General features: G+C 77.2%; 11 protein-coding genes. All 11 read right to left on the bottom strand.

All coding sequences use genetic code 11. The annotated features are described in order from the left end of the window. Positions 1 to 18: 18 nt before the first annotated feature. Genes AB852_RS23885 through AB852_RS23835 form a run of 11 tightly spaced genes read right to left on the bottom strand, consistent with a single transcriptional unit; the run spans position 19 to position 16,173 of the window. Complete coding sequence (locus AB852_RS23885) at positions 19 to 1,329, bottom strand: amidohydrolase (protein ID WP_245876891.1); 1,311 nt, start codon at positions 1,327 to 1,329, stop codon at positions 19 to 21. After that, complete coding sequence (locus AB852_RS39885) at positions 1,326 to 3,821, bottom strand: lantibiotic dehydratase (protein WP_073792221.1); 2,496 nt, start codon at positions 3,819 to 3,821, stop codon at positions 1,326 to 1,328. The genes AB852_RS23885 and AB852_RS39885 overlap by 4 nt, the downstream gene beginning before the upstream one ends. Next, entirely contained in the window at positions 3,818 to 4,471 is a 654-nt protein-coding gene (locus AB852_RS23875; RefSeq protein WP_073792220.1) for an NADPH-dependent FMN reductase, read from the bottom strand. The genes AB852_RS39885 and AB852_RS23875 overlap by 4 nt, the downstream gene beginning before the upstream one ends. Positions 4,472 to 4,515: 44 nt before the next feature. After that, positions 4,516 to 5,349, bottom strand: a complete 834-nt coding sequence (locus AB852_RS40285; protein WP_073792219.1) for a flavoprotein — start codon at positions 5,347 to 5,349, stop codon at positions 4,516 to 4,518. Then, positions 5,346 to 6,011 (bottom strand): VOC family protein, encoded by a 666-nt coding sequence (locus AB852_RS23865; protein ID WP_073792218.1) that lies wholly within the window; start codon positions 6,009 to 6,011, stop codon positions 5,346 to 5,348. Before AB852_RS23865 ends, AB852_RS40285 begins: the two co-directional genes overlap by 4 nt. Further along, a complete protein-coding gene (locus AB852_RS23860; protein ID WP_079184875.1) occupies positions 6,008 to 7,111 on the bottom strand; it encodes an NAD(P)/FAD-dependent oxidoreductase in 1,104 nt (367 codons plus the stop codon). Before AB852_RS23860 ends, AB852_RS23865 begins: the two co-directional genes overlap by 4 nt. Continuing rightward, positions 7,098 to 8,210 carry a hypothetical protein gene (locus AB852_RS23855; protein ID WP_073792217.1) on the bottom strand — a complete coding sequence of 371 codons (1,113 nt, stop codon included), beginning with the start codon at positions 8,208 to 8,210 and terminating at the stop codon, positions 7,098 to 7,100. The genes AB852_RS23860 and AB852_RS23855 overlap by 14 nt, the downstream gene beginning before the upstream one ends. Beyond that, positions 8,203 to 9,519, bottom strand: a complete 1,317-nt coding sequence (locus tag AB852_RS23850; RefSeq protein WP_073792216.1) for a metallopeptidase TldD-related protein — start codon at positions 9,517 to 9,519, stop codon at positions 8,203 to 8,205. The genes AB852_RS23855 and AB852_RS23850 overlap by 8 nt, the downstream gene beginning before the upstream one ends. Next, positions 9,516 to 12,194: a lantibiotic dehydratase gene (locus AB852_RS41385; RefSeq protein ID WP_073792215.1), complete on the bottom strand. Its 2,679-nt coding sequence runs from the start codon at positions 12,192 to 12,194 to the stop codon at positions 9,516 to 9,518. The genes AB852_RS23850 and AB852_RS41385 overlap by 4 nt, the downstream gene beginning before the upstream one ends. Further along, entirely contained in the window at positions 12,191 to 13,717 is a 1,527-nt protein-coding gene (locus AB852_RS23840) for a hypothetical protein (protein ID WP_073792214.1), read from the bottom strand. Before AB852_RS23840 ends, AB852_RS41385 begins: the two co-directional genes overlap by 4 nt. Continuing rightward, positions 13,714 to 16,173 carry a lantibiotic dehydratase gene (locus AB852_RS23835; protein WP_143201272.1) on the bottom strand — a complete coding sequence of 820 codons (2,460 nt, stop codon included), beginning with the start codon at positions 16,171 to 16,173 and terminating at the stop codon, positions 13,714 to 13,716. Before AB852_RS23835 ends, AB852_RS23840 begins: the two co-directional genes overlap by 4 nt. Between the last annotated feature and the right edge of the window lie 20 nt (positions 16,174 to 16,193).

The raw sequence follows: 16,193 nt of genomic DNA, 5'->3' as shown, positions 1-16,193 counted from the left end.
GGCGGCCGGTCGCGCCGATCAGGGACCCCCTACCCGGCCCGCGGCGCGCTCCCGCACCCCGGCCAGCAGCAGCGCGCGCGCCGGGCTGTCCAGCGCGGCGGACGCCGCCGTCCACGCCAGCGCCACCGCACCGTCCAGCACGGCCCGGTCCCCGGACGGCCCCGCGCACACCTCGGCGAAACCCGGCTGATGATTGACGGCGGACCCGCAGTCCACCCCGATGCTCGGCTGGATCGCGGGCAGCGCCCGCGACACATTGCCCATGTCCGTCGACGCCGGGGTCAGCCGGCCCGCCTCCTCGGCGAACGGCACCGGCGAGCGGCCCAGCGCCGTCACCGCCGAGCGGTACGCACCCGCCAGCCAGGGATCGGACACCAGATCCGCGTACGCCGGTGACACCTGCCGCACCTCCTCGGCGCAGCCCGTCGCCACCGCACCGGCCCGCAGACAGTCCCGGACCCGCCGCTCCAGCCCCTCCAGCGACTCGTACGAACCGGCGCGCAGATAGTAGAGGGCCCGGGTGTCGTCGGGGATCACATTCGGTACGGCGCCGCCGTCGGTGACGATGCCGTGCACCATCTGACGGTCCTCCAGATGCTGCCGGGCCAGCCCGATCGCGACCTGGGCGACCGTCAGCGCGTCGGCGGCGTTCACCCCGTGATGCGGGGCGAACGCGGCATGCGCCGCCCGCCCCCGGTAGCGGACCTCCAGATCGGTGACCGCCAGCGTCCGCGGCGCGCACAGCTCGTCCGGCGAGGGGTGGATCAGCAGCGCGAACCCGACATCGTCGAACACCCCGCGCTCCAGCAGCAGGATCTTCCCGCCGCCGGTCTCCTCCGCCGGGGTGCCGATCAGCTTCACCGTCACACCCAGGTCACCCGCGACGTCCCGCAGCGCGAGCGCCGCGCCCACCGACGCCGCCGCGATCACGTTGTGGCCGCACGCGTGGCCCAGCCCCGGCAGCGCGTCGTACTCCGCGCACACCCCCACCACCAGCTCACCGTCGCCGTACGTCGCCGTCAGCGCGGTGTCCAGACCGCCCACGCCCCGCCGGACCGTGAACCCCTCCGCCGTCAGCACACCGGCGACCCGCGCCGCCGCGCGGTGCTCCTCGAACGCCGTCTCCGGATCGGCGTGCAGCGCGTGCGACAGGGCGAGCAGCCGCTCACGGTGCCCCTCCACCGCGGCCCGGCAGCGCTTGCGCAGTCCCGCCGGCACCGCCTCCCACGCCGCCCCGCCCGCCGCGTCGGCACGCTCCCGCGCCCCGCCCACGGCCGCGCCCCCGCCCTGCTCCGCCCCGGCGCCCGGTCCGGTGTCCGGCCCGCTCACCGCCGGGCCCCGACGACACAGCCCAGCCGGAACTCCGCGCACTGCGCCCCGCCGTCCGACTCCCACCACAGCTCGTCCGGGGCGGGCAGCATCTCCGACACCACGCACTCCCCGCCGCCCAGCCCCGCCACCTCGGCCACGGACAGCGGATCGGCGAAGTCCACGTACAGCGGCTTCGGTTCGGAGGCGTGCCGCAGGAACACATGCCGGGGCAGGGAGTGCCCGGAGCGCCAGCGCTGCACCGCCAGCCAGCGGTCGTACGGCTCCGGGCCGGGCGCGTCCGGCAGCGGGACCCGCCAGCGGGCCCGCTGGTAGACCACCGAGTCGATGACGATCCGGGGCGTGCGCGCGCCCGTCTCCACCGTGACCGGCACCACCGAGGGCAGCGACACCGCCCGGTGCAGCGGGGACCGCAGATCCCCCGGGTACAGCAACCGCCGTTCGCCCCGCACCTCGATCGCGTCACCCGCCGGGGCCACCGAGACCTCCGCCACCGGCGCCGTCTCCGTCCGCGGCTTGCCCGACAGGCCGCTCAACTCCACCGAGAGACCGGGCAGTTCCGGGGTGACATGCGCGCTGCGGCGGCGCGACACGATCGTCGCCAGCCCCTCGGGCGGCAACCGGCCGGCGATCCGCGCGGTGAACTCCTGCCACAGGCCCGCCGGGTCGCTGTGCGCGCGGTTCTCCAAGCCTCCGTAGACCGAACTCGCGTCGTCGTGCAGCTCCGACAGCAGCCAGGTCGCGCTCCCCGGGTCCCGGCCCATCGCCATCAGGTCCGGACTCGGCAACGACGCCTCGTACCGGTCGCCCTCCGGGACCAGCCGCCACAGCCCGGCGGTCGCCGCGCCGATCTCCTCGGCCGTCAGCTCCACCACCCCGTCGCACGCCGTACGTCCCGCGACGAGATCCCGCAGGGCCGTCCGCAGCAGTTCCGTACGGGGCCGCTCATCGGGCAGTTCCGTCATCGCGAGCCGCGCCAGCGGCTGCCCCGTCCCGCCGGTCGCCCCGCGCACCACCTCCCGGGCGTCCTCCCGGGCCAGCAGCGCCCCCAGATGGCACACGGGCAGCACCGCCGACAGCGCCCGGCGCATCCCGTCCAGGACCGGGGCGCCGAACGTGACCCGCTCGCTCCAGGGACTCGTCCGGTCCTCGAACACCACCTCCCGGTCCGCGTAGTGCTCGCCCGCGCCCCGCCGCACCACCCCGGTCAGCTCCGCCGCCCGCTCCTCGACCCGCTCGTACGCCGCCGTCCGTCCGGGCCACGGCTCCGTCGCGTACGCCGTCCGCGCCGCCGCGAGCCGTGCCGCGGTGCCCGTCGGGTCGTGCGGGGCGAGCCTCGCCAGCGGACGCAGCTCGGTCGCGGGCAGCGGACGGCCCGCCACGATCAGCGCGGGTCCGAGTGCCCGCGCCGCCGTGTCCGCCGCCGCGATGTCCAGCCCCAGCAGTTCCGCGAGGGCGCCCAGCGTCAGTGTCCCGTCGGCGGCCCGCCACAGCGCCAGCGGCCCGGCGGCCACCCGGAACGCCTTCCCGTCCACGACCCGTTCCAGGACACCGCCGACGCCATGACCGTGGTCGCTGCTACCGCCGCCGCCGTCCCGTTCGCGGAACAGCGGGCTGCGCCGGGCCACCCGCAGCGCCGGGTCCAGCCGCTCGGTCACCGCCCGGCCCAACGCGTCGGTGAGCCAGGTGCTCGCCTCCACCAGGACCCGCTCCGCCCCGGGCTCTCCCCGGACCACGGGCCGGTCCGACTCCCCGTCGAGCGCCGCGAACAGCACCGGGCCGAAGAACGAGATCGTCTCGCAGCGTGTCGTGAACCGCCGCAGATAGCGGTGCGCGGTCGTCAGGGTGCGGCGCAGTCCCCGCGGCGGCACCGCGTCCGTATCGCGGTCCGGCACCTCCCACGCGTCGAGCCGCGGGGCCAGCGGACGCTTCAGCGCGGTACGGAAGAAGGACGGGTTGGAGACGAACACCGCGTGCCGCATCCGCTCGTCGTCCACGGTGCGCGCCGTGTGCCGCCACGCGGCGACCGTCGCCGACCGCAGCTGTGCCGCCGCCCCGGCCCGGAACGCCGCGTCCGAGCGGACCCGCGCGTTCCACGACTCCGCCCAGATCCGGGTCCGCGTACCGCCGACCGACTCCAGCGCCGCCAACTGCGGCTCGCCCAGCGCCTCGTACCCCTCGATCCGCCGGTGCGCGCGGAGCAGCGCCCGCCACGCCGGATGCCGGGCCGCGTCCGCCGGACGGGCCGCCGCCCGCAGCGCGGGCCAGCGGCCGGTCAGGAAGTCCGCGCGGGCGGCCCGCGCGACCCGGGCCCGCGCCGCCGCGCGCGCCGCGAGGTCCAGGGTGGCCGGGCTCGCCGTGCCCGCCAGCAGCGCCACCGGAAACCCCGGGGTGCGCAGCAGACACGGTGAGAGCAGCTCGACGGCCAGTTCCGCCGGGCCGTGCGGCACCGTCCACCGCAGGGGCGCCGCGACCGCGGGCGCGTGGTTCACCGCACCCCTCCGGCCCGCACCGCGGCCGGGGTGACGCCCGCCGGCTGCGCAGCCGGGACGGTCCGCTCCGCGCGGGCCGCGCGGCGGCGGGCGTTGAGCCGGGCCATCGTCATGACCTGGCCGAGCATCACCGTCAGCTGGGTGTGCGCCTGCTGGTCGACCGGGGAACCGTCGTCGGTGAGGTCCGCGCGGCCCTGCGACAGCGCGACGCCCATCGGGGTGGGCCAGCTGCGCAGCGCGTGCCCGACCGTGCGCAGGGTCTGGAGCGTGGACGACGCGCCCTGTTCGCCCAGCCCGATGGAGACACAGCCGAGCGCCCGGCCGTCGAGGTACGGCTGGGGCGCCCCGGCGAGTTCGTTGACATAGTCCAGGGCGTTCTTCAGCAGCCCCGACAGGGTGCCGTGGTACACCGGCGACACCAGCACCACCCCGTCGGCACGCTCCAACGCGGCCAGGTACCGGGCCGGACGCGGGCCCGGTGGCGGGCTGCCGGGGCGGTAGAAGGGCAGATCCAGCTCGGCGCCGGGGAACACGGTGGTCCGGGCCCGCGGCGCGCACTGGTCGGCGCACCACTGGGCCAGCCGGTTCGTCCGGGACAGCTCGCCCAGTGAACCGCTCAGGAAGACGATCTCGGGGACGGATGCGGTCATCGGTGCTGTTCCTCCTGGGTGGGGGCCACGGAACGGCCGCGGCCTCAAGGACTGCTGTCGTCGGCGGGGCGCCCGGCCGCGAGCGACGGCCGGTGCGGTGCTGCGCGGTGCGGTGCGTCGGGGGGAGGTGTGCCGTGGTGCGGTGCCGCGCGGTGCGGTGCTGCGCGGTGCGATGGGTCGCGGGACGCCGTGTCGCGGTGTGGTGCTTCGTGGTGCGGTGCTTCGTGGTGCGGCGGGGCGTCCTCGTACCGGGCGGCGTCCCCGTTCCGGGCGGGTAGCGGCGGTGCGGCGGGGGGACGTGGCGGGAGGCGGGGGTCGGGGGACGGCCTGAGGGCGGGCGGCACGTCCGGACGGGCGGTCAGCGCCGCCCAGACGGACCCCCACGCGAAGGATCGCGCGTACGCGGCGCTCGGCCCCGGGGGGTGCGGCGGATACAGGCCCTCGGTCAGGACGCTCGCACCCCAGGACCGCAGCCGGGCCACGGACTCCACGAGCGCGGGGTGCGCGAGATGGGCGTCGTTGGAGAACGGGGCCAGGACCAGTGGGGCACGCCGTCCCACGGCCTCCACCAGCACACCGAGGGCGAAGCTGTCGGAGATGCCCGCGGCCAGCTTGGCCAGGGTGTTGCCGGACGCCGGGGCCACCACCAGCGCGTCCGGCGGCGGCAGCCGGGGCGCCTGGCCCGGCCGGTGCCACCCGCTCACCACCGGGTACCCGGTCGCCGCGGCCAGCGCGTCGCCGTCGAGGAACCGCTCCGCGTCCGGCGTGGCCACCACGCACACCCGCCAGCCGTCGCGGCACGCGAGGTCCACCAGGGCGCCGACGTCCTTCGCCGGGGGCGCCCCGGTCACCACGGCGTACAGCACCGGGCCCGTCACGGCAGCTCCAGGACCCGCGGCCCGGAATCGGTACGTACCTCGACCGCGCGCACCGCCTCGTGCGCGGACGCCTCGACGGTGACCGGCAGGGCGTCCGTACCGAGCCAGACCGGCAGATCGGCCCGTGAACTCACCACCGTCACCGAGGCGATACCGGTCGGGAGCGTGTCATGCGCGGCGGCGGCCAGATCGCCGGGGACCCGGGCGCGGCGGGCGGGCCAGTTCTCGTACGCCAGGAAGAACGGCCGCGACGGCACCTCCCAGGACGCCGCGAACCCGGCCTCCGCCCACGGCACCACCTGTCCGTCGGCGCGCACCGACTCACCGCGCAGCAGCTCCGGGTCCGCGCCGGTGAGTTCCTTCACCCGGGCGGCGTCCGCGTCGATGTCGTCCGACAGCGCGGCCCAGTTGAGGAAGGCCGGGCCGTCCGCCGTGCGGTCCAGGAACACCCGGCCGAAGTCCGAGTCCGCCAGCGCCTGTTCGTCGTGCACCACGAGCAGTTCGAGGTACTGCACCAGCGGGGTGTCCATCGGGACGACCCAGCTCGCCGTGCCGTCCGGGTTCGGGCTGCCGTCGGTGATGCCGAAGCCGTGCGCGTCCCGCAGCCACGCGCGCAGCGGGGCGACGTCCCGCGCCCCGAGGATCATGTGGTCGATGTTCACCGGTGCCCCTCCTGGTCGTTCCCGGCGGCCAGGGCGACGGCCGGGCACATGCTCTCCGGGATCTCCTCCCACGCGTCACGCACCAGCCCCGCCGACATGCCCCGCGCGGACAGCCGCGCCGACAGCAGCCCGTGCCCCGCGTGACCCGCCGCGACATACGTGCGGCTGCGGTCCGGTATCCGGCCCAGCAGCGGTTCCCCGCCCCGGGTCGCGGGCCGCAGCCCCGCGCGCAGCTCGCAGGGGGTCGCGCCCGAGAGCCCCGGCACCGCGGACACCGCGAACATCAGCAGCCGGGCGACCCCGGCCGCGGTCATGCTCTCGTCGAACCCGGCGTCCTCCTCGGTCGCGCCGACGATGACCCCGCCGTCCACGCCCGGCGCCAGATAGAACGCCGACGAGAAGATCAGCGGCACCTCGGCCGCCGGTTTCAGCACCACCAGCTGACCGCGCTGCGGGAACACCGGCAGCGACGGCGCGAGCGGCCCGCCCGACCAGGCACCCGCGGTGACGACCACCCGGTCCGCGCGGAACGAGCCCCGCGAGGTCGCCGCCACGGCGTACCCGGTGTGCTCGGTCAGCGCGCGGACCTCGGTGTCCTGGTGCCAGGACACCCCGGCCGCGTCGCACCGGGCGCGCACCGCCGCCAGGTACCGGGCGCCGTCGACCATCAGGCCCCCGGGATCGAGCAGGTACCGGCGCTCCGCGGGCAGCTTCATCCCGGGTGCCACGCCCGGCAGATCCTCCGCGCCGACCCACTTGGCGTCCGCCAGCAGGTCCAGCCGTCCGGCGTGGGCCTCCGCGTCGGACGCGCGCAGCGCCCGCAGGATCGGCCGCGCCACACTGAACGGGCCGTGCTCCGGCTCCAGCCGCCGGATGTCCTCGTCCAGCCGCGCCCGCCCCTCGCACAGCCACCGGTACAGCTCCGGGCGGCCGAGGTAGCGCAGCGACGGCACGGCGACCCCGGCCGCCTGCCGGGTCGCCCGTCCCGCCTCGGTCCCGGCGTCGAGCACGGCCACCGAGGCACCGGTCCCCGCGAGTTCCTCCGCGAGACACGCGCCGACGATGCCGCCGCCGACGAGCAGGTAGTCATATGTGGTCAAGGGAGCCCGTTCCTTTCTCCGTCAGCGCGGCGGCGCCCGGCAGGACCAGGGCGGCGGTGGTGACGGTGTGGTCGGTGTGGACGGCGGCCGGGGGACCGGTGAGTCCCCGGGCCGCCTGGAGCAGCCGCAGCGGCCGGCCCCGGAGCTGGAGCATGAACCAGCGGTCCGGCTCGTCGGCGGTCCGCGCCGGACAGGCCAGCCGCAGCACGCCGTCGGCGTGGTAGCGCTGGAGCCCCTCGACGCACACGGTGAGTTCCAGGGCGTCCGCCGGGAGGGGCACCTCCGGTCCGGTGAGCCGCAGCGACGCCGGGAACCGGGCCGCGCAGCCACGGGTGTCGTGGTCCCAGACCATCCGTCCGGCGAGCAGCCCGGTGTCCGGGTCCCGGGGCAGGGCCCGCAGCACCCCGCCCGAGACGACGGCGAGGGCCCCGGCCGGATGGCCGCCGTCGTCGGAGCCGTCCGGCGGCTGGTCCCCGGCCGTGTCGAGCAGATCGAGCCCCGGCAGCACCCGCCGCCCCGCCAGCTTCGCGAGCCGTTCCCGGCTGCCGCCCGAGGTGAACGCCAGCCACGCGGCCGTCACCAACTGGGCGGCGACCGCCGGGCCCAGCAGCAGCGGACGCCGCCGCCAGTGCGCGGGCGGCTCCGGCGCCAGATCCGTCGACGGCAGCGGCGGCAGCGGCGGCAGCGGCGGTCGGGCGGCGGGCGGGGAGCCGGTGAGCCCCCGGCCGACCGTCCCGGCGCCGATCAGGACCGGGCCCGCGACCGTCTCCAGCCGCGCCAGCACCGTCGCCGTCGCCCAGGCGCCGTCGCCGTGGTCGCCGGAGCGGGTCTCCCGCCGGGTCTCCCGGACCCGGGCCACCGCGCTCTGCAACGGCGCCCCGGGCACCGAGCCCCACGCCCGCTCCGCGCCCGCCAGCAGCTCCCGCACGTACGCGGTGACCCGGGCGCCCGAACCGTCGTCGCCGGACAGGCGCCGGGACCCGCTCACCCGCTGCCGGTCGTCCCGCAGGACGGTGACGGTGTCGAGGCTCTCCGCCGTGCGCGCGCCGGCCGGGGTCGGGGTGAGCAACCCGGTCCCGGTGAGCCGCTGTTCAGCCATCCCGGGCCTCCCGTACGCCGACCAGTCCGGAGGGGATCCGTACCCCCGCGTTGGCGAAGGTCACCACCAGCGGGAACTGTCCGAGCTTGCCGCAGCCCTTGGTCGCCCGTCCGTACTCCACGGCGCGGGTGGTGACCGGTGCGAGACCGGCGAGCACGGTGAGCCCGTCGCCGCGCAGATCCAGCGGGGGCAGCCGCCGGACCGTACCGTCCGGGCGGTGGTGCAGCGGGGTGTACGAACGGAACACGAAGGCCCCGGTCGCGATGTTCATCACCTGGAGCTGGAGATCGAGCGGCGCGATCCACTCCCCGCGCGGCACCGGCCACCGGCGCCCGGCCCCGGCGGGGCCGATCCCGCCGGGCGCGTCGCCCACGCCGGTACCGCCAGGGGCGTCGCCCACCAGCGCGGCCGTGTGCGTCATCCGGGGGATCGCCGGATGCCGGTAGTCGAGCCGCCGCCCGTGCCCGGTCGGGGCCGTGCCCAGCAGCCCGGCCGTCGCCAGGTCCGTCATCGGCTCACCGACCCGGCCCCCGTCGATCAGTACGGCGTCCCGGCACGCAGTGCCCTCGTCGTCGACGGCCGACCGCAGCCCACGGGCCGCCCGCCCGCCGCCGTCCACCACCGTCAGCCAGCCGGGCGCGACCGGCAGATCCGCGCGCCGCCCGAGATAGCTGGTGCCCGACGCCACCACGTCGGCCTCCATCGGATGGCCCACCAGCTCATGGAAGAACGCCCCCGCCCGCCCCGGGTCCAGCACCAGGTCGCAGCCCTCGGGCACGGTGTCCGCGAGGGGCAGCGCCAGCCGGGACCGCAGCGCCGCGACGGCCGCCCCGACCCGTTCGGCGCCCTCGGCCGCGTCGCCGTCCACCGGCCACGGCACCACCTCGGTCCCGTGTGTCCCGTCCGCCGCGCGGGCACCGACCTCCACCGTGCACCAAAGCCGCTCGTCCACCGTCACCCACGCGTCGTCCCCGGCGGCCACATGCTGGTGCATGACCCCGAGGGTGAGCTCCGTGCCGTCCCGGGCGAGGTCCCGCAGCACCTTGTCCGCCGCGTCGTCCGGCGCGAACAGCGGACGGTCCGCGAGCCCCCGGGCCCGCTGGGCCACCCGCGCCCCGACCGGCCTGGTCCGGTCCGCGAACAGGTCCGCCCCGTCCGCGAACCGATGGGTGACGTGCCCCCGTCCGTCATGGGTCTCCACGCACGCGCCCCAGCGCCGTTCGGTCCGCGCCTCGTCGGCGCCCCGCTCCCGGTACACCCGGCGCAGCCGGTGGGAGTGCTCCGCGAACACCCCGGTCCGGCGGCTCATCCGGTCACCTCCCGGCCCACGACCTGCATCCGCAGCTCGCACGTGTAACGCCGCCCTTCCGCGTCGCGCAGCCACAGCTCGTCCGGACCGGGGGACATGGCCTCCGCCGTCAACCGCCCCGCGTCCCGCGCGACATGGGCCACCAGGTCGGCCGCCAGCGGTGACGCCAGGTCCACGAGGTACGGCTTGCGTTCCCTCGGGGAACGGCAGAACAGGAACCGCTGCCCGGTGCGGCGCGCGATCCGCCGCAGTTCCAGGAACCGCGCGTGCGGGGCGGGCAGCCCGAGCCGTCCGGTGTCCAGCGTCCAGCGGGCCCGCTGGAGGACCACCCCGTCGACGGTGACCTCGGGTACCTCGGAGATCACGCCTTCGGGTGCGGTGATTCCGGACGTCGTGATCCCGGGTGCGGTGACCTCGGGTGTCGCGATTTCGGGTGCGGTGCTCTCGGCGGTCGCGCCCTGGGACGCGGCTTCCCCGGGTGTCGCGCTCTCGGACGCCGTGCTCCGGGACGCGGCTTCCCCGGACACCGTGCCCCCGGACACCGTGCCCCCGGACACCGTGCCCCCGTCCGCGGGTTCCCCGTCCCCGGGGACGAACGCCGGGTGCGCCACCTGCGGATGGGACAGCGCGGCGAACGGCGCGTACTTCACGAAGTCGTTCAGCGGCAGGTACGCCGAGACGGGTTCCCCCGCCGGACCGGACATCCGCACCTCGGCCCGCCTTCCGTCGCCCACCGCCCGCCCGTCCACGGCCGGGCCGCTCCTGGCCGGGCCACCCCCGGCCGGGCCGTCCGAGGCCGGGCCGTCCGTGCCGGGGCCGACGGTCACCGTCACGTCCTCCGGCCGCCAGGGCGCCCGCTCCGCGTCCGCCCAGGAACCCGGGCGCAGCGCCACCTCGCGGCCCGGGAAGCGGTAGTACCCCTTGTTGCGCCGTCCGAAGTCGAAGCCCACCAGCCGCCCGTCCTGTTCGGCGACCCACCGCTCGGCGTCGGCACCGAAGGGGCGCGGGCCGGAGTGCATCGTGCCCAGCCAGCCGGGCACCAGCAGATGGTGGTGGACCCGGGCCACCACCAGCGCCGCGCCCTCCAGTTCCGCCGGGCCGGACGCCTTCACACACAGGTCCACCAGCGCGTAGCGGTCCCCGGTGACCCGTCGCGCGGCGGCGCCCAGCCGGGCCAGTCCGGCCGCCGCGTACGCGACCGGGTACGTCGGCGCGTACGGCACCGCGAAGGCGCTGCCCGGCGCGGGGAACGCCTCTGCGGCCCGTGCTGCGTACGCGGTGAGGCTGAGCGGTCCCGTGTCACCGAGTGCCGCCCGTACCGCGTCGGTCGCCGCCCGCTGGGTGGCGGCCCCGTGCGCGACGCACACCTCCAGTACCGCGCGCAGCCGTTCGTGCCAGTGCCGGGCCGCCGCCGTGCCCACCCGCAGCGCGAACGGCGAGGCGCCCTCCTCGTAGAACACGGCCCGGTCGGCGTAGGTCGCCCCGGCCGCACGACGGGCGCTCTCCCCGGTCGCCGCCGTGAACGCCGCCTCCAGCGCGGCGATCCGTTCCGCCCGTGGCCCGGGCCCGCTGTCCAGGGGCCCGGCCTCCAGCTCGGCGCGGCACGCCTCCAGCCCGGCGATCCGCTCCAGCCAGACCGCCCGTGCGCCGGAGGGCGGCAGCTCCGCGAGCTGACCGCGCAGGGTCCGCAGCGGCTCCAGGTCGTACGGGCCGCCCCCGAGCCGGACATCGGCCGCCCCGGCGGTGAGCAGCAGCCGCAGCCCCCGGGCCAGGTCCCGGGCGGGCAGCCCGGTCGCCCGGACCAGTCCGCGCAGCGTCGCGCCGTCCGCGCCGAGCCGCCCGTACGCGGCCCCCGCGGCCCGCGTCAGCTCCGGCGCGGTGCCCTCGGGCAGCTCGGGCGGGACCCCGTCCGGATCGCCGGGGCGCGCCTGGTGGAACACCAGGTCGGGCAGGAGCGCGCCGTCCCGGGCGACAGACCGGGCGAGGGCGCGGCCCGCCCAGTGGGACAGGAACACCTTCCGGCGGCGCGGCAGATCGGTGCGCAGGGAGGTCGTGACGTCGACGGAGCCGTCGGTGCCGGTGCCGGTGCCGGTGCCGGTGCCAGGGCCAGGGCCGGTGTCGGTTTCGGCTTCGGGGCCGGTTTCCGCGAGGGTGCCGTACGCCATCGGGCCGAAGAAGCTCACCGTCTCGTTCTTCGCGCAGAACCGCTGGACATAGGTGTAGAGCTGACGGCGGGCCCGGCGCCTGCGGGAGTTCAGCGGTCCGTCGGCGGTGAGCAGCGGACGCAGCATGTTGCGGTAGGCGTCCGGGTTGGACAGCAGCACGGCCTCCGCGACCTGCGGCCGTTCCAGCACCACCCGCAGTTCCTTCGTCGCGTCGGCGTCGGCGCCCTCGTACAGGTCCCGGTAGCGGTGTGCCGCGCCGCGCCAGCGGTCCGCCGCGGTCCGCAGCGCGGCCGGGACGGACGGCAGCCGCTCCGGTTCGCAGCCCTCCACCGCCCGCGCCAGCCGTCCGAAGCCCGTCCCGGCGGCGGCCCGCAGGGCGTCCTCCGCGTCCAGCAGCTCGCGCGCGGCGGCCAGCGGGCCGTCCGGCGCGCCGAGCGCTTCGAGCCAGTCGAACGGCATGCCCGCGTGGCGGACCACGAAGTCGCCGCCGATGGTCCACTCACGGCTCATGGGGTCCTCCCTGGGGCCAGGGCCCCGGCCCGGGTGAGCAGGCCGAGGAGTCGGGTACGGGTAGCCGGGGACAGCCGGTCGAGTCGGTCCGTGCCGCCGGCCGCGAGGTCCGTGACGACCTCGACGAGCCGGGGGTGCAGCCGGAAGGCGGTGCCGGTGCGCAGATGCGCGACGAACGTGCCGGGCCCCTTGCCGTCCACCGCGGCCCGTGCGGTCGAGGCGACCCGCGCCGACGGGTCCCAGACCGGCGGCCCGTCCGCCGGCGGCCCGACCGCGTGGGCGGTCGCGGCGGCTCCGGCGAGCCTGCCGGGGTACAGGTCGGTGTCCCGCGCCAGGTCGCCCAGCAGGGCGTGGATCGTGGCCGAGCGTTCGGCGGGGGCCAGGGTGCCCGGCGCGTCGAAGTCCGTCCAGCGCGGCAGATCGTGCTCCGGACGCGGCCGGAGGCGCAGCGGCACCCCGTCCCAGCCCGCCGGGGGCGTCCCGCCGCCGGACGGCCGGGGCAGCCGGAACGGCCGCAGCCCCGCGAGGACCGGCCGCACCCCCGGGGCGGGCCCCGGGCCGTCGGCGATCAGCGCCACGGCCGCCGCCGCGTCCTTGGCGTCGGTGCCGGGCGCCCCGACCAGGAGTTCCACCGCGAGCGGGGTCCCCGGCCGCAGCCGCGCGCACAGCGCCGCCAGATCCGCCCGGCCGCCGCGCGCGCCGACCGCCGTCTCCCACGAGTCGAGCCGTGCCACGGTCACCGTCAGCCCCCGGCAGCGCGCCCAGTGCCCGTCGGCCGACGCCGCCGCGTCCACCACGTCCAGCCACCCCAGCCAGGGCGCCCCGGGCGTCCGCTCCCCGGGGACGGTCACCCACCGCACGTCCTCCGTACCGGGCAGCCACCCGGGGCGGACCGTCCGCGCCGGGACCGCCGGATCGAACCGCGCGCCCGCCGCCGACGGCAGCTGCCCCAGGACCGCCCGGTGCTCCCAGGCGAACCGCCCGCACAGCGTCACCCGCGCCGGACCGAGGGCCCGGACCAGGGCGAGCGCGGCGGGCAACTGCTGGTCGGTGTCGACCAGTACCCGCACCGTACGGTCCCCGGCCCACCGCAGCGCCAGCTCCACCTCCGGACCGAACAGCCGGGTGCGGCGCGCGGCGGTGTCCGTCGCCGGGGCGGACTCCGTGGTCCCGTCCCGCAGTTCCAGGTCGTCGACCGCCAGGGTCAGCGCCGGATCGGCGTCGCCCGCGAGCCGCAGCGCCATCCCGGTGGCCCGCAGCGCGGCCCGGTCGGCGCGGCCCCGCCGCAGCGCGTCGGCGGCGGCCCGCGCGAACAGCGCCCGCAGCGCGTCGGCCGAGGTGCCGCGCCCGGTGTCGAGCCGCTCGGCACGGGCCAGCAGCGGCTCCGGATCGGCCAGCCTGCGCACGAAGTGCTCCCCGAGGTCGAGGATTTCACCGCCGGACGGCACGGAGACGGCGGTCGTGAAGTCGGTCAGCGGCGGGACGATCAGCGGCCCGTCGCCGCCCGGACCCGTGCCGCTCATACCGCCCCCCGCAGATACACGCACCGCAGCTCCGCCGCGATCCGCTCGTCCCCGTCCCGCAGCCACGACCGGCCGGGACCGGGCAGCGTCTCCCCGAGCACCAGCCGCTCATCGGTGGTCGCGAGCCGCACCAGGCAGTCGAGGAGCGCGGGGGACGCGGTGTCCACGTACACCGGCTTGCGTTCGTTCGCGGACTTGGCGAAGAACGTGTCCGGCAGGCCGTGCGCGGCGCACAGCCGGGCCGCCGCCAGCAGTCGCTCCGCGTCGCCCGTCGCCTTGCCGAGCGTCGCCACCGCCTCGGACGGCACCGTCCAGCGCCGCCGGGACAGCACGGCGTTGCCCCAGGTCAGCCGGGGCACATGAGGCAGGTCCGGCAGTCGTGGGCGACGGATACGGGGCAGGGCCAGGGCCGTGTGGAAGGCGGTGTCCAGCTCGCCGTTGTGGAGCATCAGCGGCCGGTCGTGCCCGGTGGCCCGCAGGGTGACGCGCTCGCCGTCGCTGTCGACGTACAGCCGGTCGAGGCCGATCCGCGGGGCGTCGTCGCGTTCGCTGGTGCCGCCCAGTTCGAGGACCAGACCCGGGAACTCCAGCGGCGGCAGCCCCGTCGTACGGCGCGCGATCACACTGACCATGTCCTGGTCGCCGAGCACCCGGCGGATCGCCGCGTCCCTCCCCGCCCGCAGCGCGGCCCCGTCCGGATGGAACTGGAGGGCCCAGGGCGTCAGCAGCGCGGCGTCGTGGATGTCCCCCAGCACCAGCGGGGTCCGCCCCGGGACGTAGTCGTCCAGTCCCGCCGTGTCGATCATGACGTCGACGGAGCACAGCACCGGCGGACCGGCGGGCGCGGGGCGCTCCAGCAGGTCCGCGAGATCCACTTCGGCGGTGTCCGCGGACATGCCCGTCAGTATGTCCAGCAGCCTTGAGGGAAGCCTCTCGCTGCGCTCGAACGCCAGCCCCTCGCACCGACGCATCGCGGTCAGCAGCGGGAACCGGCCGGGGCCCAGCCGCCCGGCCACCTGCCGGCCCGCGAGCGCGCGGGTCAGACCTGCGTCCTCCGCCAGCAGATCCAGGACCGGGGCCACCCGCTCCCGCAGATCCCGGGCGAGCCCGCCGCCGAGCCGCAGGTCCAGCGTCCCGGCGGCGGCCTCGTGGACGATGACCCGGTCGTTGTAGAACCGTCCGCGCCCGGCGATCGCCCGCTCGTCCCGACCGGGGTCCGCCCCGGGCCCGTCGCCGGGGACCGCGTCCCGGGCCAGCCCCAGGAGCCGGGACTGGAGTTCGACCTTGTGGTCCGGCGCCGCGTCCGGATAGCGCGCCAGCACCTCCCGTACCCCGGCCACCAGCGCGCGCAGCGCGGGGCTCAGCGCGTCCGGCTCCCGGGCGAGCCGCCCGGCCAGCCAGCCCACCGGGTCCGCGACGGTCGCGGGCGGCGCGAAGGAATGCGTGAGCAGCCCCCGGGCCACCGCGTCCCGGAACGCCTCGACGGCGACCGGCGGTTCCAGGTCCAGGGCCCGCGCCAGCGCGGCGACGTCCCGGACGCCGTCGGCCGCGCCCACCAGCCGCGCCCGGACCGAGGCCCCCGGCGCGGTACCGGTCGGCGCCAGCCACGACTTGCGGTCCGGTACCAGCGCGGCGACCACCGCGGGGTCCGCGAGCACGGCCTCCTGTATCCGGTCGACGACCCGCGCCGCGGTGAACGCCGTACGCCACGGCACCCGCTCATGGCCCTCCCACGACCAGCGCGCCACAGCGCCGGGAGCCGGGTCCAGCCGCCCGTAGTTGATCGGCCCGAAGAAGCTCATCGTCTCGCACTTGGCGGCGAACCGCTGGGCGTACGAGGCGCTCTGACGGCGCAGCCGCGCCCCCTTGGCCCCCTTGCGCAACTCCCGGTAGGCGGGCGGCGACGAGCACACGACGGCCTCCAGGAACCGCTCGTCGGCGGTCATCCCGGCCAGCACACCGGTGACGGCGGCGGACTCCTCGGCGACCGCCGCCGTGAACAGTTCCCTGGTCCGGGCCAGCCGCCCGGTCAGCTCGTTCCACCCGGCCAGCCACTCCCGCGGGAACGGCGCGTCAGCGGGCATCGGACGCCGATTGCGCAGCCTGGCCGCGAGCGCGCGGGGCAGCCGCCGCTCCGGCGCCGCCCCCTGAGCCAGCGCGGTGGCCCGCTCCTCCAGTACGACGAGCTCCGCCGCGAGCCGACGGGCGGCGCCGTACCCGAGACGCTCCACCAGCCGCCACGGGAACCCGGCGGTCCGCACCACGAACGTGGGCAGCGTCTCCCATTCCCCGGCCGCCGTCGGGGCGGCCGTCCGGACGGGGGAGGACCGGCGGGACGGTGCCGGGGCGGGGGACGAGGAGCCGGACGGGACGGGGTCCGGGGCGCGGGAGTCGGGCGGGAGGGACGGGGTGGGGGAGGGGTGCGAGGTCGTCGGGGAGGGGCGCGAGGTCGTCATCGAACCTTCCGAAGGGGGGT

It is taken from the genome of Streptomyces uncialis (assembly GCF_001905345.1).
Lineage (GTDB): Bacteria > Actinomycetota > Actinomycetes > Streptomycetales > Streptomycetaceae > Streptomyces > Streptomyces uncialis.
This window is presented reverse-complemented; position numbering and strand designations above follow the sequence as displayed.